Source organism: Streptomyces ficellus, assembly GCF_030406405.1.
Lineage (GTDB): Bacteria > Actinomycetota > Actinomycetes > Streptomycetales > Streptomycetaceae > Streptomyces > Streptomyces ficellus_B.
The window spans coordinates 259356-277596 of sequence record NZ_JAUEPL010000001.1 but is presented as its reverse complement, the minus strand read 5'-3'; the positions used below and the strand labels follow the sequence as shown (position 1 = coordinate 277596).

General features: G+C 72.5%; 13 protein-coding genes. 9 read left to right on the top strand and 4 right to left on the bottom strand.

Annotated elements, in window-relative coordinates; genetic code table 11:
- The first annotated feature begins 24 nt into the window (after positions 1 to 24).
- A complete protein-coding gene (locus QWM81_RS01215) occupies positions 25 to 657 on the top strand; it encodes a hypothetical protein (RefSeq protein ID WP_290109467.1) in 633 nt (210 codons plus the stop codon).
- A gap of 456 nt (positions 658 to 1113) precedes the next feature.
- Here the strand turns inward: QWM81_RS01215 and QWM81_RS01210 are convergent, their stop codons facing one another.
- A complete protein-coding gene (locus QWM81_RS01210) occupies positions 1114 to 1743 on the bottom strand; it encodes a hypothetical protein (RefSeq protein ID WP_290109466.1) in 630 nt (209 codons plus the stop codon).
- A 217-nt stretch (positions 1744 to 1960) separates the two neighbouring features.
- A complete protein-coding gene (locus QWM81_RS01205; protein WP_290109465.1) occupies positions 1961 to 4141 on the bottom strand; it encodes a RecQ family ATP-dependent DNA helicase in 2181 nt (726 codons plus the stop codon).
- Positions 4142 to 4416: 275 nt separating this feature from the next.
- On the opposite strand from QWM81_RS01205, the gene QWM81_RS01200 reads away from it, so the two are divergent.
- The 5 genes from QWM81_RS01200 (at position 4417) to QWM81_RS01180 (ending at position 12021) form a co-directional block, all read left to right on the top strand.
- Positions 4417 to 5922 (top strand): DUF4192 domain-containing protein, encoded by a 1506-nt coding sequence (locus QWM81_RS01200; protein ID WP_290109464.1) that lies wholly within the window; start codon positions 4417 to 4419, stop codon positions 5920 to 5922.
- 115 nt (positions 5923 to 6037) lie between these two features.
- On the top strand, positions 6038 to 8074 hold the full coding sequence (locus QWM81_RS01195) for a glycogen debranching N-terminal domain-containing protein (protein WP_290109463.1): 2037 nt from the start codon (positions 6038 to 6040) through the stop codon (positions 8072 to 8074).
- 144 nt (positions 8075 to 8218) lie between these two features.
- The gene (locus QWM81_RS01190) at positions 8219 to 8989 is read left to right on the top strand and encodes an NUDIX hydrolase (RefSeq protein ID WP_290109462.1); all 771 of its coding nucleotides are present in this window, start codon (positions 8219 to 8221) and stop codon (positions 8987 to 8989) included.
- 109 nt (positions 8990 to 9098) lie between these two features.
- Positions 9099 to 10973, top strand: coding sequence for an ATP-binding cassette domain-containing protein (locus QWM81_RS01185; RefSeq protein ID WP_290109461.1), 1875 nt, complete (start codon positions 9099 to 9101; stop codon positions 10971 to 10973).
- 160 nt (positions 10974 to 11133) lie between these two features.
- Positions 11134 to 12021, top strand: coding sequence for a FadR/GntR family transcriptional regulator (locus QWM81_RS01180; protein ID WP_290109460.1), 888 nt, complete (start codon positions 11134 to 11136; stop codon positions 12019 to 12021).
- A 492-nt stretch (positions 12022 to 12513) separates the two neighbouring features.
- On the opposite strand, the gene QWM81_RS01175 is transcribed toward QWM81_RS01180, so the two are convergent.
- Positions 12514 to 12681, bottom strand: coding sequence for a hypothetical protein (locus QWM81_RS01175; protein WP_179166852.1), 168 nt, complete (start codon positions 12679 to 12681; stop codon positions 12514 to 12516).
- Between QWM81_RS01175 and QWM81_RS01170 the strand changes: the two genes are divergently transcribed.
- Both QWM81_RS01170 and QWM81_RS01165 read left to right on the top strand, forming a co-directional pair.
- On the top strand, positions 12614 to 14161 hold the full coding sequence (locus tag QWM81_RS01170) for an RNA polymerase sigma factor (protein WP_290109459.1): 1548 nt from the start codon (positions 12614 to 12616) through the stop codon (positions 14159 to 14161). The two genes, QWM81_RS01175 and QWM81_RS01170, sit on opposite strands and share 68 nt — an antisense overlap.
- Before the next feature lie 182 nt (positions 14162 to 14343).
- Entirely contained in the window at positions 14344 to 15165 is an 822-nt protein-coding gene (locus QWM81_RS01165) for a S1 family peptidase (protein WP_290109458.1), read from the top strand.
- Between the two features lie 163 nt (positions 15166 to 15328).
- On the opposite strand, the gene QWM81_RS01160 is transcribed toward QWM81_RS01165, so the two are convergent.
- The gene (locus QWM81_RS01160) at positions 15329 to 15556 is read right to left on the bottom strand and encodes a DUF7455 domain-containing protein (RefSeq protein ID WP_290109457.1); all 228 of its coding nucleotides are present in this window, start codon (positions 15554 to 15556) and stop codon (positions 15329 to 15331) included.
- Between the two features lie 450 nt (positions 15557 to 16006).
- Here QWM81_RS01160 and QWM81_RS01155 point away from each other — a divergent pair, with 450 nt between their 5' ends.
- On the top strand, positions 16007 to 18124 hold the full coding sequence (locus tag QWM81_RS01155) for a DNA gyrase/topoisomerase IV subunit B (protein WP_290109456.1): 2118 nt from the start codon (positions 16007 to 16009) through the stop codon (positions 18122 to 18124).
- Positions 18125 to 18241: the final 117 nt, after the last annotated feature.

Here is an 18241-nt window from a genome sequence, read left to right as displayed (position 1 = left end):
CCGGTGTTTGATAGACATTCAGTTATGCCTCTCATCCCCGAGGAGCCTCAGATTCACGAGAGTGCCCAGGGTCACCGCGCCACTCCGGCCGCCGGCCGTCCCGCGCCGACCCCCCGACCCGTACCCGGACCGCGTTCCGCGGCCTCCCCGCGCCCCGGACGTCCGGGCCCAGGCCCGGCCAGGCCCACGCCTCCGGCGCAGCGACCGCACTCCGGTGCGGCGCAGTCCCCGACGCCCCGGCCGGAGAATCGTTCCGCGTCGCGGACGCGACCCCAGATCCAGGTGATCCCCGCCCCGGCGGCCGGCGCGCTCGACGCCGCCGAAGAGGCGGTCGACCTGCTGCTCGAAGCCGGCCGTGCGCCCGGCGACATCCTGGTGTTCACCACGGGTGACCAGCACCCGTGGGCGGCGCACGAGCTGTCGTTCGGCAACGCGGCCTACTGGGCGCAGCACGACGCCCGCGACGACGTGTTCTTCGCGGACGCGGCCGCCGTGGAACGCGCGTCGGCGCGGCCCGTGGTGGTCGTCGCGGTCAACGGCGGTGACGACGACGCGGCTGCCCGCGCCCTGCCGGCGGCGCTGGCCCGGGCGAGCGCGCTGCTGATCGTGTGCGGTGACCCGCAGCGGATCAACTCGGTGCTCGGCGTCGGCGTCTGAGCCGTACGCCCAGGTCCACCCCTGGCACTGCACGCCCCACGGCGGGCGTCGGTGCCAGGACCATGGCCGCACCGGCGGGCGTCGGCCTTGCGTCTCCGAGCGGGCGCCAGCTCGTGCCGCCCTGGCGGGGCAAGCCGATGCCGCGCACCCCGTGGCTGCCGACAGGCGGCTGGTCACCGTGGCGGGCCGGTCGGCGGGCCGTCCACGCAACGGGCGGCGGTCAGCCGCACGACGCACAGGCTCCAGCCAGTGGCGGCCCGTGCGACGCCTCGGGCTCCGTCAGCGGCCTGCCACGCGGCACGACCGACTCCGATCCGAGCAGCGGCCCCCGCCACGCGGCACGGCCAACTCCGCTCAGCGGCCTGCCACGCGGCACAACCGACTCCGCTGAGCGGCTTCCACCCGGCAGAAGCAACTCCGCTCAGCGGCCCACCGTACGCCGTACAGGGCTTCCCCTCACCGGGCCGCTGTGCGGCGCAGTGGCTCCGCCGCGCCGCTCGCGGTGCGCGGGGCCGGCAGGGTCTCGTCGGCGGAGGCGTCCGCCAGGTCGCCGGGCGGCGAGGCGGAGTGCGGACGTCGGCCGCCCCTGCCCTCGCCCAGCACCTGCCAGCCGCCTCGGGTCAGCGTGATGTACGCGCCGCAGCGCAGCCCGTGCAGGGTGCAGGCGTCCCGTAGCCCCCACATCCACGCGCCGTCCTCCTCCGTCCACCGCTCGTCGCCGTCACGGCAGTAGAGCAGGACGGCGGTACGCACGGGAGTGCGGCGCCGGAGGTCGTGCGGGATGACCCGGCGCAGGTGCGCGAGCAGGGCGTTGCGGAACTCCCAGCCGTCCGCGCGGACGGGGCGGCGTGCGAACGAGGCGCTGGCGGCGAGCCGTTCCTCATGGTCGAGGACGGCGACGACAGCGGTGGCGGGTGTCGGGCGGTGGCGGGCGTGCAGGCCGCTGACGACCTCCCGCGGATTCCGCAGCAGCGGAATGCCTGCCGCCGCCCACTCGGCGGGCTCCAGCATGCGGGCGAGGCGGCTGGCGGAGTCGGCAGGCGTGGTGATCGAGGTGGCTGCGGACGGAGCGAATCCGAAGGTCACGGTCCTCCCTTCGCATACGCGCCCACAGAGCGGGCAGGGTCGAGTGAGGGACGCACCGGCACAGCCCTTCCGGACCGCGAACGGGCCATGCGGGGAGCGGATTCCAATTCTTCCTGGCGGAACGGGCAAGCGGCAACGAGCAATTGAGGCGGCTGCCTGGAATGCGTTGGTATGACACTCATATCCTGCCCCATCGAGTCCCTGATGACGCGTCGGCTCACCCTTGGACGGCGAGGACCAGCGGAAACACCCCCTCAGCTCCTGCCCTGCGCAGCAGCCGCGCCGCCACCGCGAGCGTCCAGCCGCTGTCCGACAGGTCGTCAACGAGCAGTACCGGACCACCGGCCGACCCCAACTCCCGTGCCAGCGCGGGGGGAACGGCCAGTGCCCGATGCAGTCCCAGAACCCGTTGCGCGCTGTTGGTGCGTGAGATGCGCGCGTCCGCCGCCTCCGGTACGTACTCGACGGAGCCGAGCAGAGGCATCCGGCCCACCTCGGCGATCCGTCGGCCGAGCGAGCCCACCAGCTCCGGCCTGCTGTGCGAGGCGACCGTGACGACCCCCACCGGCCGGGGCGGCGCGTCCGGCTCACCGGACGCCCAACCGCCCGGCCCCTTGGCCCAGTCGGCCAGCACATGGACCACGGCGCCCACCACATCGTCCGGTACGGGACCGTCCGCGGCCTGCGGGGCCAGCATCGGCCTCAGCCGGTTGCCCCAGCCGATGTCGGACAGCCTGCCCAGCGCCCGGCCCGGGAAGGACTGCTCTCCGGCGGGGATACGGCCCTTGAGGTCCACGCCCACGGCCGGCAGCCCGGTCGGCCACATCTTGCGCGGCTCCACCTCCACACCGGGCCTGCCCAGCTCACCGCGCGCGGCGTCCAGCGCCGCCGCCGACACCTTGGCGTCGAACCGGGGCCCCGCGCAGTTGTCGCAGCGCCCGCAGGGTGCCGCCTCCTCGTCGTCCAGTTGCCGCCGCAGGAACTCCATCCGGCACCCGGTCGCCGTCGCGTAGTCCCGCATCGCCTGCTGCTCGGCCTCGCGCTGCCGGGCCACCCACGCGTACCGCTCGGAGTCGTACGACCAGGGCTGTCCCGTGGCCGTCCAGCCCCCCTTCACCCGGCGTACCGCACCGTCGACGTCAAGCACCTTGAGCATGGTCTCCAAGCGCGTGCGGCGCAGCTCGACCAGCGGTTCCAGGGCGGGCAGGGACAGGGGCCTGTCCGCGTGGGCCAGGACGTCGAGGGTCCGGCGCACCTGTTCCTCGGGCGGGAAGGCCACCGAGGCGAAGTACTGCCAGATCGCCTCGTCCTCCTTGCCCGGCAGCAGCAGCACCTCCGCGTGCTCCACGCCTCGGCCGGCCCGCCCGACCTGCTGGTAGTAGGCGATGGGGGAGGAGGGCGAGCCGAGATGCACGACGAAACCCAGATCGGGCTTGTCGAAACCCATCCCCAGGGCTGATGTGGCGACCAGTGCCTTGACCCGGTTGGCCAGCAGGTCCTCCTCCGCCTGCTGGCGGTCCGCGTTCTCCGTACGGCCCGTGTACGAGGCCACCGTGTGACCGCACTGGCGCAGGTAGGCGGTGACCTCCTCGGCCGCCGCGACCGTGAGCGTATAGATGATCCCCGAACCGGGCAGCTCCGCCAGGTGGTCGGCCAGCCAGGCGAGGCGGTGAGCGGCGTCCGGCAGCCGGAGCACCCCCAGGCTCAGGCTCTCCCGGTCGAGCGGCCCGCGCAGTACGAGGGCGTCGGTGTCCGTACCCGTACCCAGCTGTTCGGCGACGTCCGCCGTCACCCGCGCGTTGGCCGTGGCGGTGGTGGCCAGGACCGGGACGCCGGACGGCAGCTCGGCGAGCATGGTGCGCAGCCGCCGGTAGTCGGGCCGGAAGTCATGGCCCCAGTCGGAGATGCAGTGCGCCTCGTCCACCACGAGCAGCCCGGTGGCGGCGGCGAGCCGCGGCAGGACCTGGTCGCGGAAATCCGGGTTGTTGAGCCGTTCCGGACTGACGAGCAGCACATCGACCGTGCCCGCGGCCACTTCCTCCTGGACCGTGTCCCACTCCTCGGTGTTGGACGAGTTGATGGTGCGGGCGCGGATACCGGCCCGGGCCGCCGCCTCCACCTGATTGCGCATGAGCGCGAGCAGGGGCGAGACGATCACGGTCGGTCCGCTGCCCCGCTCGCGCAGCAGTGACGTCGCCACGAAGTACACGGCTGACTTGCCCCAGCCGGTGCGCTGCACGACGAGCGCTCGCCGCTTGTCGGCGACCAGCGCCTCGATCGCGCGCCACTGGTCCTCCCGCAGCCGGGCGGTGCCACTGCTGTCTCCGACGAGACGCGCGAGCACGGCATCGGCGGATGCGCGAAGAGTGCTGGGTCCTGTGTCGCTCGTGTGCTCCATGCACCCATGCAACAGCACGGGTCTGACAATGGGCGAACCCGGCGGCTCGTGGTCAGTACACCTAGCAGCGGTCCGGCGGTCCGGCGGCGCGGCTGGCGGTCCGGCGGTCCGGCGGTCCGGCGGCGCGGCCGGGCGGGCGGGCGGCTCTCGCGCATACCAGCCGGGAACCGGCTGCGCGAGCGGGCGGCCAGGGCTGTGGACAGCGTGACCGGCCGTACTCCCACGGTTATCCACAGGGGTCGACGGCCGACGGCGATCGCGGGACCGTCGTGACCATGAACAAGCACCACGACACCACCGGACCCACCGACGAGCAGCAGCAGATCACCCTGCGCGGTCCGGCCGAACTGGCCGACGCGCTGCCGTACATGATGGGCTATCACCCGACCGACTCCATCGTCCTCGTCGCGCTCCACGGCGACCGCGGCCGCTTCGGCGGCCGGGTCAGGCTCGGCATTCCGCGCTCGCCCCGAGAATGGCCGCCCGTCGCCGAGCAGCTCGCCGAATGTCTCATCGAAGGGTGCGAGCGGCGCGCCTCCCGGCCCGAGGGCATCGTCGTCTTCCTGTGCCAGGACCCCGGCGAGGGCGAGACCGGCCGCCGCGTCATGGAGCGACTGCGCCCCCTGGCCCAGCGCCTGCGCACCGCATGCGGCTCCCTCGACGTACCGGTGTACGAAGCGCTCTGCATCTCCGATGGCCGCTTCTGGTCCTATTGCTGTCCCGACGCCCGCTGCTGCCCGCCCGAGGGCAACGCCCTGGCCCTGTCCGGTACGTCGGTGATGGCGGCCGCCGCCGCGTACGCGGGCATCCAGGTGCGCGGTTCGCTGCGCGAGATGGAGGAGCGGCTGCGACCGTGGCGGCCGACGACGGCGGCGGCCGGCGAACAGCTGCGGGCACTCGACACCGCCGGCGCGGCGCTGGTGCCCAGGATCCTGGACACGGACGGCCGCGACCAGGTACGCGCGGAGACCCTCGCGCTCGCGGAGCGGCTCATGAAGCGCCTCGCGGACGGCGGACGGGCCATGGACCCGGCGGCGGCCGATGCCCAGGACGACGCCTCGATCGCTCACGAGGAGGCCGCCGAGGTCATCCTCGGACTTCAGGACCGCGAGACCCGGGACCGGGCGGCGGAGTGGATGGAGGGACCGGAAGCGGCACCCGCGCTGCGACTCTGGCGTGCGCTGGCCCGCCGCTGTGTGGGGGCCTACACCGAACACTCCGCCGCGCCGCTGACCCTCGCCGGCTGGGTCGCCTGGTCGACCGGTGACGAGCCGGGCGCGCGGGTGGCGCTCGGGCTCGCACTGGAGGCCGACGCCGAGTACGTTTTCGCCAGGCTGCTGCACCAGGCCTGCAACGAGGGCCTCGACCCGGAGTCACTGCGGCGATGCCTCCGCGAGGAGCGCGACGCGCGTGCCGCGCTCGAGACACGCGCCGCCTCCGCCTCCTCTGCGACCTCCGCGGCCTCCGCCTCCGCCTCCTCTGCCGCCTCCGGTGCCTCCGGCGCAGGGACGCCGGCGGGTGGGCGGGCGAGCGCGCGCACGGCCGCCGGCGGGGCGCGGGCACGGGTGCGCATGCGCAAGGCCACCGGCGGGGCGCGGAAGCTCCCCGCCGCACGCAAGGCCGGCCGCCGCCCGCAGCCCCGGCCGGTGCGGCTCAGCGCCACCGGGACGGACCCCACGCACGTACCGCCCGGGGCGGTCCGCCCGGACAGGGCCGCCGCCCGAGCGCGGGCCCGCACGGTCCGGCGCGCCGGCCGGCGGGGAACCAGGAGCGGCCGATGACAGCCGTGACCAGGACCCGTGTACCACCGTTCACCTGTGTGGCGGAGTCGCCCGACCCGTGCCGCCGTACCTCCAGCGGCTGTCCGGAGCGCACAGAAGGCTCAGCAGACCACCCATGGACCTCACCGTCCCGTCCCGGCCCCCCGTCCCGCTCTCCCGGCAATCGTCCGGTACCGGTCCCGCACCGCCGGGTACCGGCCGCCCCGGCGAACTGCCGCCCGTCCACAGCGCCCTCATCTGTGTCGCCCTGCCGTCCTTCGCCGTATCGGCGGAACACGGGCAGCTCACCGGACACGGCCTGGAAGGCGTCTACCAGTCCGGCCGCCGTGTCCTCGCCCGCTGCCGGCTGCGGGTCGCGGGACGTGACCCGGTCACCGTGCAGGGACGGCTCGTCTCCGCCGACCGCGTCCGGTACGTCGCCGTGGTGCGCACCCCGGCCGACCCCGGGCCCGACCCCGGCGTCGGTGTGGAACGGACGAGGGACGCGGACGGCACCGAACGGATCACCTTCCGCAGCTCGGCAGGGCGCACCGTCCACCTTCCCGTCGAGATCGCCCTCGGCACCGACCTCGCGGACCTCGGCGCCATCGCTGCCGGCCGCTCCCTGCCCGAACTGCGCGCCACCGTCCACGACTCCGGCCTGCGCTGGTCGGCTCCTGACGGAGGCCATGCGACCGTCACCGCCGATCCGCCCCCCGAGGACACCCTCGCCTCGGCCGGACTCCTGCGCTGGGAGCTGGAGCTCCGGCCCGGTGCGCCCCGCACCATCGAACTGCGGGTCCGCTCCGCACGCCCCGTCCGGCCCGTCGCCCGGACAGGCGGCCACGGCCTCCCCGACGCCCGCGCCGAGGGGGATGACCCCCGGGTGGAGGCGTTCCTCCGGACCGCGCTCGGCGATCTGCGGGCACTCCTGGTGCGCGACCCGGCCCACCCCGCCGACGTGTACCCGGCGGCGGGCGTGCCCTGGCGGTGCGGGCCGGCGGCGCCCGCCGAAGCGCTGTGGGCCGCCCGCATGGCCCTCCCGCTCGGCACCCACCTCGCCGCCGCCACGCTGCGCACCCTGGCCCGCACCCAGCTCACCGGCCCCGGCCCCGGCGCCGGACGTATCCCCGGCCCCCTCCGCGACAGCGGTCCCCACCTCCCGCCCAGCTGCACCGGCACCGAGGCGACCCTCGCCTTCCCCACCGTGCTGGCGGAGGCCCGGTGCTGGGGCCTGGCGGACCAGGATCTCGCGGAGCTCCTCCCGGCCGCCGAGCGCTGTCTGCAGTGGCTGCGCGCGACCGCCGGGGAGAGCGGCCTGCTGCCTGAACCGGGTCCTGCCGGGCTCCTGCGCGCCGAGACCCAGGCCCACGCGCACCGGGCCGCCCTGCTCGGCGCCGACCTCCTGGAGGCATGCGGCCGCCCGGGAGCGGAGGGCTGGCGTGACTGGGCCCATGCCCTGCGCCACCGCTTCCGGGAGGATTTCTGGCTCGACGACCGCGCCGGTGGCCGGCCCGCCGCCGCCCGCACCCCCGAGGGAAGGCCGCTGCCGCACCTGGGAGGCGGCGCCGCGCATCTGCTCGACACCGGTCTGCTCGGTGGCGGCCGGTTCGCCGAGGGCCTGCTCGACAAGGTGCAGACCGAGCAGCTGGCCCGGCTGCTCGGCAGCCCCGCCCTGGACTCCGGCTGGGGCCTGCGCAGCCTCGGCTCCAAGGAGCCGGCCCACAATCCCTTCGGCCACCGCGCAGGGGCGGTACGGGTCCACGAGACGGCCGTCGCCGTCACGGGCCTGGCCGCCGCGGGCTACGAGAAGGAGGCGACCTCCCTGCTGCGCGGCGTGCTGGACGCCGCGGAGGCGTTCGCGTACCGGCTGCCCGAGATGTACGCGGGCGACCAGCGCACGACCGACAGCACCCCGGTTCCGCACCCGGCCGCGTGCCGTCCCGCCGCCGTGGCCTCGGCCGCCGCCGTCCAGCTGCTGACCACCGTCGCCGGGATCCGCCCCGATGTGCCGGCGGGCACCGTCGCGCTGCACCCGGTGCGCTGCGCACCCCTGGGCGCGATCCGGCTCTCCGGGCTGTGCGTCGCCGGGATGCCCTTCGCCGTACGGGTCAGCAGGCTCGGGCTGGGCATGGTCGAGGAGGCCGCCCCCGGTCTTCAGCTGGGGGTGTGACCGGTGCACACCGCGACCCCCGAAAGAGACCCCGGAGCCGGTCCGGCCGCGGAGCGCCAAGCCGATCCCGAGGGCCTGGAAAAGGTGACTCCTGAGGGCATCCAGGGACGTGTTTATCGTCAGGAAGACGACTATGATCGCCGCATGTCACCCTACGACCCCTCGGCATTTCCACCCTTCGCCGTGACCGTCGACCTGGTGGTCCTCACGGTGCGCCGCCACGCGCTGTGCGCACTGGTCGTACGGCGCGGAGAGCCGCCGTTCCAGGGGCGTTGGGCGCTGCCGGGCGGGTTCGTACGGCCGGACGAGGACCTCGGCGCGGCCGCCGCACGCGAGCTCGCCGAGGAAACCGGGCTCCAGGCCCACGACCCCGGCACGCCGCTCCCCGAAGCGGGGAACGGTGCCCACCTGGAACAGCTCGCCACCTACGGAGACCCGCACCGGGACCCCCGTATGCGGGTCGTCAGCGTTGCCCACCTCGTGCTGGCCCCCGACCTCCCGGCACCCCGCGCCGGCGGCGACGCCAACAGCGCCCGCTGGGCGCCCGTCGAGGAACTGCTCAAGCCGGAGGGCGGTCCGGACAGGGAGGAAGAGCAGCCCGCCCCGCTCGCCTTCGACCACGCCCGGATCCTGGCCGACGGTGTGGAGCGCGCCCGCTCCAAGATCGAGTACTCCTCGCTGGCGACCGCCTTCTGTCCCCCCGAGTTCACGGTCGGCGAGCTGCGCCGGGTGTACGAGGCGGTGTGGGGTGTCGCCCTCGACCCCCGCAACTTCCACCGCAAGGTGACGGGTACGCCCGGTTTCCTCGTCCCCTCCGGCGGCACCACGACACGGCAGGGCGGCCGGCCCGCCCAGCTGTTCCGGGCCGGTGGCGCGACCCTGCTCAACCCGCCGATGCTGCGCCCGGAGGTCTGACACCGGGCGCCCGCCGCCCAACCCTGCGCAAAAAGTCCGAAATGCCGCGTTATCTTGCTGCGGTAACCCGCCCTGCCGCCGAGCGGTCTCATCTACCGCGGGAGAAGCGATGCTCCAGGCAATCGGACTCACCAGCACCCCCCGCCGAGATCGTCCGCCCGCCGTGGACGATCTGACCTTCGAGGCCCAACCCGGCAGCGTCACCGCACTGCTCGGCGCCACCGGCTCCGGCAAGACCACGGCTCTGCGCATGATGCTCGAACTCGAACCGGGCCGTGGCGTCACGTACTTCCGTGGCCGGCCCCTCCACCGGATCACCCACCCCGCCCGCGAGGTCGGCGTCCTCCTCGGCGCCGTCCCGGGCCACCCCGCACGCACCGCACGCGGCCAGTTGCGGATGCTCTGCGCGGCCGCCGGCGTCCCCGCGTCCCGCGCCGACGACATGCTCGACATCGTCGGTCTGGCCGGCCTGCGCGACCAGCGCCTCGGCACCCTCTCCGTCGGCATGGACCGCCGACTCGGCATCGCCTCCGCGCTGTTGGGCGACCCGCACACGCTGCTCCTCGACGAGCCGGCCGCAGGCCTGTCACCACGCGAGAACAGTTGGCTGCATGGACTCCTGCGCGCCCACGCCGACCATGGCGGCACCGTCCTGTACACCACCGACGACCCCAAGCAGGCCGCCCGTCACGCCGACCACGTCGTCACCATCAGCGAAGGGCGGCTCGTCGCCGACCAGGACGCGGCAGCCTTCGCCCGCACCCGGCTCCGCCCCCGTGTCGCCGTCCGCACTCCCCACGCCGCCCGCCTCGCCGCCGTCGTCACCCGCGAGGCACGCGCCGCGCAGCGTTCCGTGGAAGTGGTCACCGAGGACGGCAATCGCCTGTGCGTATACGGCAGCGACTGCGCCGAGATCGGCGAGACCGCCTTCCGGCACGGCGTCCTCCTCCACCAACTCGCCGACGAGATCGGCGACACAGGCCCCACGCCCACCCCCCTCACCGCCCCGGCGCCCGCACCCGGCTCCGCCCCCACCCCCGTAACCGCCCCCACCCCCGCCCTCGCACCCGGCTCCGCCCCCGCAGCCGCGCCCGTAACCGCAGCGCAGGCGACCGGCGCCCCCGTGCCCGCTCAGGAGTCCCGGCCCGCGCCAGGAAGCCGCCCGGAGCCGTTGCCGGAGCCCGGCCCCGCGCCGCTGCCCCGAAAGCCCCTCCGCAGCCCACTGCGCCCCTTGCGTTACGAGCTGCACCGCATGCTCGGCGTCCCCACCACGCACATGATCGCCGTCGCCGCCCTCGCCACCTCCCTCGCCCTCGCCGTCTTCCTGGGCCGCTCCGGCAGCACGCCGCTGCCCACCGCCCTGGCCGCCTGGCCCGGCCTCCTCCCGCTGCCGCCCGCCGCCCTCGGAGCGGGTCTGCTGGGCGCCCTGTCGTTCGGTGACGAATACCGCTACCCCGCACACTCCTCCGGTCGCGGCACCGTCCCACGCCGACTCGGCCTCCTCCTCGCCAAGCTCACCGTCACCGCCGTCGCCGCCCTGCTGCTCGCCCTCCTCGTCGCGGCGGTCGACCTGGGGGCGCTGCGCCTCGTCTACGGCGGCGATGTGATCCCCGTGCCCCGGAACTGGCCATCGATGTGCGCGAGTTGGGCGGGGCTCTCGGTCGGTTGCGCCTGGGCCGGGTTGCTGGCGGCCGGTGTCTTCCGGGCGACCGCGGCCGGAGTGGCCGCCGTGCTCGCCGTGCCGGTCGTCATCGCCCCGCTCGTACAGACGGCAGTCGTAGGCCCGTCCGTGCGTTCGATCGCGGGACTGCCTTCCCGGCTGCGCGAACTGGCCTGGGCGCAGTGGCCCCACGAGAGCGACCGCTGGCTGCTGGCCGTGGCGCGGGTGGTGGCCCAACCGGTGGCCACGGCACTGGTGTTGTCGCTGACGGCCCTGGTCTGCGCTTACCTGTTCACCGGGCTGCGCCGCAGGGCCCGTTGGTGACCATCCAGTGACCAAAGCGTTCCAAACGGTCACAACTCCCTTGGAAATTGCCCGCTTCCTTCCGATAAGGCGTCAATTAGGGAGCGGGCGCCGATCACCCTTTCGTGTGCTTTTCACCAAAGACCTCAAGGGACGTGGAAGCGACGCCGACAAAGGATGCGTGAGTACCCTTGCGCACACCATGATGACCGCCGCCCGCCCCGTGGACACCGGCCTCGCGGCCCCGGGCGGACTGGACCGATACCCCTACGCGGAGGCGCCCGTCCCCGACCGCGTCGGACCCCCCTCGTGGGACGGCACCGACACGGAGTTGGGCCGGGTGGGCCGGCGGGCGGCGGGCAACCGCGGCCGCGGACTGCACGGCCAACTCGTCCAGCAGCTGGGCCAGATGATCGTCTCCGGCGACCTGGGCGCCGACCGGCCGCTCGTACCCGAGGAGATCGGCCAGCGCTTCGAGGTCTCCCGGACCGTCGTCCGCGAGTCGCTGCGTGTCCTGGAGGCGAAGGGGCTGGTCAGCGCCCGTCCCAACGTCGGCACCCGCGTCCGCCCGGTCAGTGACTGGAACCTGCTCGACCCGGACATCATCGAGTGGCGGGCCTTCGGTCCACAGCGCGAGGATCAGCGCCGGGAGCTGAGCGAGCTGCGGTGGACGATCGAGCCGCTGGCCGCACGCCTGGCCGCCGGTCACGGCCGCGAGGACGTCCAGCAGCGCATCGGCGACATGGTCGAGATCATGGGCCACGCCTTTGCCCAGGGTGATGCGATCACCTTCTCCCGCGCCGACGCCGAGTTCCACAGCCTGCTGATCCAGCTCGCGGGCAACCGTATGCTCGAGCACCTCTCCGGCATCGTCTCCGCGGCCCTCCAGGTCTCCGGTCCGCCGACCATCAGCTGTGACCGCCCCAGCGAGGCCTGTCTCACCCACCACGCGCGCATCGTCGAGGCCCTGGCCACCGGGGACGGACCGGCCGCCGAGGCCGCCATGCGCCAACTGCTGACCGTCCACCCGGAGGTGGAGCGGGTCGTCCCCGCGCCCCGCGAGCACTGAGCCGCCGACGTAGCGACCGACCGTCCGGCCCCGTGTCTCACGCGACGTATTCGTGTGCGCGTTCTACGCGTCCATGCGTTCCGTGGCGATTCGCCGTACGTGACCTGTTCGTGTACGTGCCGTATTCGCGTACATGGGGTGTGTCGCCGGGCCTCATGGGGTACCCGAGGGCGTACCGCCAGGGGCCCGGCGCCCCGTGAGGCGGTGGCCCCGGGGCAGCACGCCCCAGGGCCCGGCGCCCCCGAAGGCGTACACCGCCCAGAGGGACCGCCCCGAAGGCGTACCGCCCCAGGTGCACCAGGGCGTACGTGAGGAGTCCGGCGACGCGATTACGGGGGTGAGCTCCCGGTCTGGGGGTATTTGGCCGCTATGGGGTGTGACTGGGGCCACGCGAATTGGGCGTAACGCTCCTCGAAGCCCTGCGATGACCTAAGAGGTGACAGCCGAGGAGGGAATACAGCCGCCGTTCATGGCGCTGTGCAACTCCGAGGTTCAGCCCGCGTCGTCGGCACATCCCCAGCCGACGGTCGTCGGCTCCGGCCCGATCATGGGCGGGGCCGGAAGCCGTTTCCATCGTTCCGAGAGGTTGTTCGTGTCGGCCAGCACATCCCGTACGCTCCCGCCGGAGATCGCCGAGTCCGAGTCTGTGATGGCGCTCATCGAGCGGGGAAAGGCTGATGGGCAGATCGCCGGCGATGACGTGCGTCGGGCCTTCGAGGCTGACCAGATTCCGCCAACCCAGTGGAAGAATGTTCTGCGCAGCCTCAATCAGATCCTCGAGGAAGAGGGTGTGACGCTGATGGTCAGTGCAGCGGAGTCGCCGAAGCGCGCCCGCAAGAGCGTCGCAGCGAAGAGCCCGGCCAAGCGCACCGCCACCAAGACCGTCACCGCCAAGACGACCGTGACGAAGCCCGTCGCGGCCGCCACGGCTCCGGCGGACCCGAGCACGGATGCCCCGGTCGACGAGGCCGGTACCCCTGCCAAGAAGGCGGCAGCCAAGAAGACCGCCGCCAAGAAGACGGCGGTGAAGAAGACCGCCGCGAAGAAGACCACCGCCAAGAAGACCACGTCCAAGAAGGACGCCGACGAGGTCCTCGAGGGCGAGGAACTGCTCGAGGACGTCGCGCCCGGCAAGGGCGAGGACGAGGAGGCCGAGGGCGAGAACAAGGGCTTCGTCCTCTCGGACGAGGACGAGGACGACGCGCCCGCGCAGCAGGTCGCCGTCGCCGGTGCCACGGCCGACCCCGTCAAGGACTACCTGAAGCAGATCGGCAAGGTCCCGCTGCTCAACGCCGAGCAGGAGGTCGAGCTCGCCAAGCGCATCGAGGCCGGCCTGTTCGCCGAGGACAAGCTGGCGAACTCCGACAAGCTGGCGCCGAAGCTCAAGCGCGAGCTGGAGATCATCGCCGAGGACGGCCGCCGCGCCAAGAACCACCTGCTGGAGGCCAACCTCCGCCTCGTGGTCTCCCTCGCCAAGCGCTACACGGGCCGCGGCATGCTCTTCCTGGACCTGATCCAGGAGGGCAACCTGGGTCTGATCCGCGCGGTCGAGAAGTTCGACTACACCAAGGGCTACAAGTTCTCCACGTACGCCACCTGGTGGATCCGTCAGGCGATCACCCGGGCCATGGCCGACCAGGCCCGCACCATCCGTATCCCGGTGCACATGGTCGAGGTCATCAACAAGCTCGCGCGCGTCCAGCGCCAGATGCTCCAGGACCTGGGCCGTGAGCCCACCCCGGAGGAGCTGGCCAAGGAGCTCGACATGACCCCCGAGAAGGTCATCGAGGTCCAGAAGTACGGCCGCGAGCCGATCTCGCTGCACACCCCGCTGGGCGAGGACGGCGACAGCGAGTTCGGTGACCTCATCGAGGACTCCGAGGCGGTGGTGCCGGCCGACGCGGTGAGCTTCACGCTGCTGCAGGAGCAGCTGCACTCCGTGCTCGACACGCTCTCCGAGCGTGAGGCGGGCGTGGTGTCCATGCGCTTCGGCCTGACCGACGGCCAGCCGAAGACCCTCGACGAGATCGGCAAGGTCTACGGCGTGACGCGTGAGCGGATCCGTCAGATCGAGTCCAAGACCATGTCCAAGCTGCGCCACCCGTCGCGCTCCCAGGTCCTGCGGGACTACCTCGACTAGAGGTCAGGCGGTCGTACGAAGCGGAGGGCCCGGATCCCCAGGGGGAACCGGGCCCTCCGGCGTGTGCGCAGGCGGGTGAGGAGGCCGTGCGGAAGCCATACGGAAGTGCGTGCGGGCGTGCGGGTCAGGGCCTGCTGGCCGACTCTGGGTGAAGCTGGTTCACCGGAGAGTCAGGAGACCGCATGCGTCGTCCCATCAGCCGGAAGCGTACGGGTGCCGTGGCCGCCATCGTTGCCTCGGCGGTCCTGCCGCTCACTGCGCCCGCGCCCGCGGCCTCCGACAGTGTCGTCGTCGGGGGACAGCCGGTACAGGCCTCTGACAGCCCCTGGGTCGTGGCTCTGTCCAGCCGTGACCGGTTCGGGGGCGCGCGAGCCGGGCAGTTCTGCGGGGGCGTCGTCATCGCGCCGACCAAGGTGGCGACCGCCGCGCACTGTCTGGGGCCGGCCGTGCTCGGTGCGGAGGCGAAGGACCTGAGCGACCTGAGGGTCATCGCCGGACGCACGGAGCTGCGGGAGTCGGGCGGGCGTGAGGTACCGGTCACGGGGGCGTGGATCAGCCCCTCGTACGACCCGGACACACAGTCGGGGGATCTGGCCGTGCTCACGCTGGCGAGCCCGCTGCCGCGCGCGTACGTCATCAAGGCGGCCGGCCGGGGGCACCAGGCGTACCGGCCGGGCACGAGCGCCGATGTGTACGGCTGGGGCGACACGACGGGGGGCGGCTCGTACGCGTACGGGCTGCGTTCGGCACGCGTACGGGTGCTGCCGGACGAGGTGTGCGCGCGGGCCTATCCCGCCGCGGCGGCGGGCGGCGGGTACGTGGCCGCCACGATGCTGTGCGCGGGGGACCCGCAGGGCGGCCGGGACGCCTGTCAGGGCGACAGCGGCGGGCCGCTGGTGGCCCGGGGGCGGCTCATCGGGCTGGTGTCCTGGGGGAGCGGCTGCGGGGAGGCCGGGAGCCCCGGGGTGTACACGCGGATCTCGGCCGTGCTGCCGGGGGTGTGACGGGCGCTGCGAGGGGCGCCACGGCACACCCGGACTGCCCGAGTGAGCGGGCGGGCGCACGTCGCCGCCGGCGTACGAGAACGGGCGACCGCCCCCCTGCCGTGGGAGCGGTCGCCCGTCGGCCGGTCCTGGACCGGCCCCTGGCTCGTCGTGGATGCGAGTGTCAGTGTTCTTCTTCGACTGCGCTCGGAACGGCGCTGAGCCGGTCCGTCTCATCCTGTATTTCCGCGGCGATCTTCTTGAGTTCCGGCTCGAACTTGCGCCCGTGGTGGGCACAGAAGAGCAGCTCACCACCGCTGGTCAGCACGACGCGCAGATATGCCTGGGCGCCGCAGCGGTCGCAGCGGTCGGCGGCCGTCAGCGGGCTCGCGGGGGTCAGAACAGTAGTCACGTCGCCTCTTCTCTAGCTCGACGAGCTGTCGTACCAGGGTCAACATCCAACCAGGCCGAAAACGTTCCCGCTCGTGGCTTTTCCTCGAAAGTTTTTCAAGGAGGCTGTCTGCTGCCGGTTGGCGGCGAATGAGCCGTATTGCTGCGCTCTACGGGTTTCGCGTTGCTTGTCTCGTTAAGTCTCGTTCAGTCTCATTCAGCCCTCCCGGCTGGCTGCCGGTTGTTCATGAGGACGTGCCCGGAGCCTAAATGGTTCATGCCCGGAAGGGAACGTGATGTGCACGTCACCCCATCGAGGGATCGAACACCCATACGACTCTGGACTAGCATAAGTTTTCACGTGGGTGGCGTGACAACGGCTCTACCAGGCCTCTGTACCCTCTGACCCGGTGACAGAAGCCGGGCCTTACCCCCACGGGACCCATCCCAAATTCAGCGAGGAGCGAACCGCGTGACCGCCGAGACGTCCGTGCCGTCCAGTGCGCTGCTGACCGCAGACCGTGACGGTTCCAACTACACCGCGCGGCACCTGCTCGTTCTTGAGGGGCTCGAGGCGGTTCGCAAGCGACCGGGTATGTACATCGGGTCCACCGACAGCCGGGGCCTGATGCACTGCCTCTGGGAGATCATCGACAACTCGGTCGACGAGGCCCTCGGTGGGTACTGCGACCACATCGAGGTCATCCTGCACGACGACGGCTCCGTGGAGGTCCGTGACAACGGCCGCGGCATCCCCGTGGACGTCGAGCCGAAGACCGGGCTCTCCGGCGTCGAGGTCGTCATGACCAAGCTGCACGCCGGCGGGAAGTTCGGCGGCGGTTCGTACGCCGCCTCCGGCGGTCTGCACGGCGTGGGCGCCTCCGTGGTGAACGCGCTGTCGGCCCGCCTCGACGTCGAGGTCGACCGGAACGGCGCCACCCACGCGATCAGCTTCCGCCGCGGCGTGCCCGGGATCTTCACCGAGTCCGGCCCCGACGCCCCGTTCGACCCGGCGAACGGGCTGCGCAAGATCAAGCGCGTGCCGAAGACCCGCACCGGCACCCGCGTGCGGTACTGGGCGGACCGCCAGATCTTCCTCAAGGACGCCAAGCTCTCCCTGGAGCACCTGCACCAGCGCGCCCGCCAGACCGCCTTCCTGGTGCCCGGCCTGACCATCGTCGTCCGTGACGAGCGCGACCTGGAGGGCGAGGGCAAGAGCGAGGAGACGTTCCGCTTCGACGGCGGCATCAGCGAGTTCTGCGAGTACCTGGCGCAGGACAAGGCCGTCTGCGACGTGCTGCGCCTGACCGGCCAGGGCACCTTCAAGGAGACCGTGCCGGTCCTCGACGAGCGCGGCCACATGACCCCCACGGAGGTCACCCGCGAACTGGGCGTCGACGTGGCCCTGCGCTGGGGCACGGGGTACGACAGCACGATCAGGTCCTTCGTGAACATCATCGCCACCCCCAAGGGCGGCACCCACGTGAGCGGCTTCGAGCGCGCGGTCACCAAGACCATGAACGAGGTGCTGCGCGCCTCGAAGATGCTGCGCGTCGCCGAGGACGACATCGTCAAGGACGACGCCCTGGAGGGCCTCACCGCCGTGGTGACCGTGCGGCTCGCCGAGCCGCAGTTCGAGGGCCAGACCAAGGAGGTCCTCGGTACGTCGGCGGCCAACCGCATCGTCGCCAATGTCGTCGCCAAGGAACTGAAGGCGTTCCTGACCTCCAGCAAGCGCGACGCCAAGGCCCAGGCCCGCGCGGTGCTGGAGAAAGCCGTCGCCGCCGCCCGTACGCGGATCGCGGCCCGCCAGCACAAGGAGGCCCAGCGCCGCAAGACCGCGCTGGAGTCCTCTTCGCTGCCCGCCAAGCTGGCCGACTGCCGCAGCGACGACGTCGAGCGCAGCGAGCTGTTCATCGTCGAGGGGGACTCCGCCCTCGGCACGGCCAAGCTCGCCCGCAACAGTGAGTTCCAGGCGCTGCTGCCGATCCGCGGAAAGATCCTCAACGTCCAGAAGTCGTCCGTCTCGGACATGCTGAAGAACGCCGAGTGCGGCGCGATCATCCAGGTCATAGGAGCCGGGTCCGGCCGGACCTTCGACATCGACGCCGCACGGTACGGCAAGATCGTGCTGCTCGTGGACGCCGACGTCGACGGCGCGCACATCCGCTGCCTGCTGCTGACGCTCTTCCAGCGCTATATGCGGCCCATGGTCGAGGCGGGCCGCGTCTTCGCGGCCGTACCGCCGCTGCACCGCATCGAGCTGGTCCAGCCCAAGAAGGGCCAGGACAAGTACGTCTACACCTACTCGGACAGCGAGCTGCGGCAGACGCTGCTGGAATACCAGCGCAAGGGCGTGCGGTACAAGGACTCCATCCAGCGCTACAAGGGCCTTGGTGAGATGGACGCCGACCAGCTCGCGGAGACCACGATGGACCCTCGGCACCGCACCCTGCGGCGGATCAACATCGGGGACCTGGAGGCGGCCGAGCAGGTCTTCGACCTGCTCATGGGCAATGAGGTCGCGCCGCGCAAGGAGTTCATCACCAGCTCCGCGGCGACGCTGGACCGCTCACGCATCGACGCCTGAGACGACTTCGACGCCTGAGACGCCTCCCCGATGTCCCGGTTCTCCAGCGGGTGGAGCCGGGACATCGTCACCTGATGGGGTGAAGAGGAGGGAGAGAAGAGTCCAGGGTCTTCCCGT

Excerpts from the sequence above, each read along its gene's own strand:
- QWM81_RS01215 (WP_290109467.1), top strand. The coding sequence starts at position 25 with ATGCCTCTCATCCCCGAGGAGCCTCAGATTCACGAGAGTGCCCAGGGT.
- QWM81_RS01205 (WP_290109465.1), bottom strand. The coding sequence starts at position 4,141 with ATGGAGCACACGAGCGACACAGGACCCAGCACTCTTCGCGCATCCGCC.
- QWM81_RS01200 (WP_290109464.1), top strand. The coding sequence starts at position 4,417 with ATGAACAAGCACCACGACACCACCGGACCCACCGACGAGCAGCAGCAG.
- QWM81_RS01195 (WP_290109463.1), top strand. The coding sequence starts at position 6,038 with ATGGACCTCACCGTCCCGTCCCGGCCCCCCGTCCCGCTCTCCCGGCAA.
- QWM81_RS01190 (WP_290109462.1), top strand. The coding sequence starts at position 8,219 with ATGTCACCCTACGACCCCTCGGCATTTCCACCCTTCGCCGTGACCGTC.
- QWM81_RS01185 (WP_290109461.1), top strand. The coding sequence starts at position 9,099 with ATGCTCCAGGCAATCGGACTCACCAGCACCCCCCGCCGAGATCGTCCG.
- QWM81_RS01175 (WP_179166852.1), bottom strand. The coding sequence starts at position 12,681 with ATGAGCGCCATCACAGACTCGGACTCGGCGATCTCCGGCGGGAGCGTA.
- QWM81_RS01165 (WP_290109458.1), top strand. The coding sequence starts at position 14,344 with ATGCGTCGTCCCATCAGCCGGAAGCGTACGGGTGCCGTGGCCGCCATC.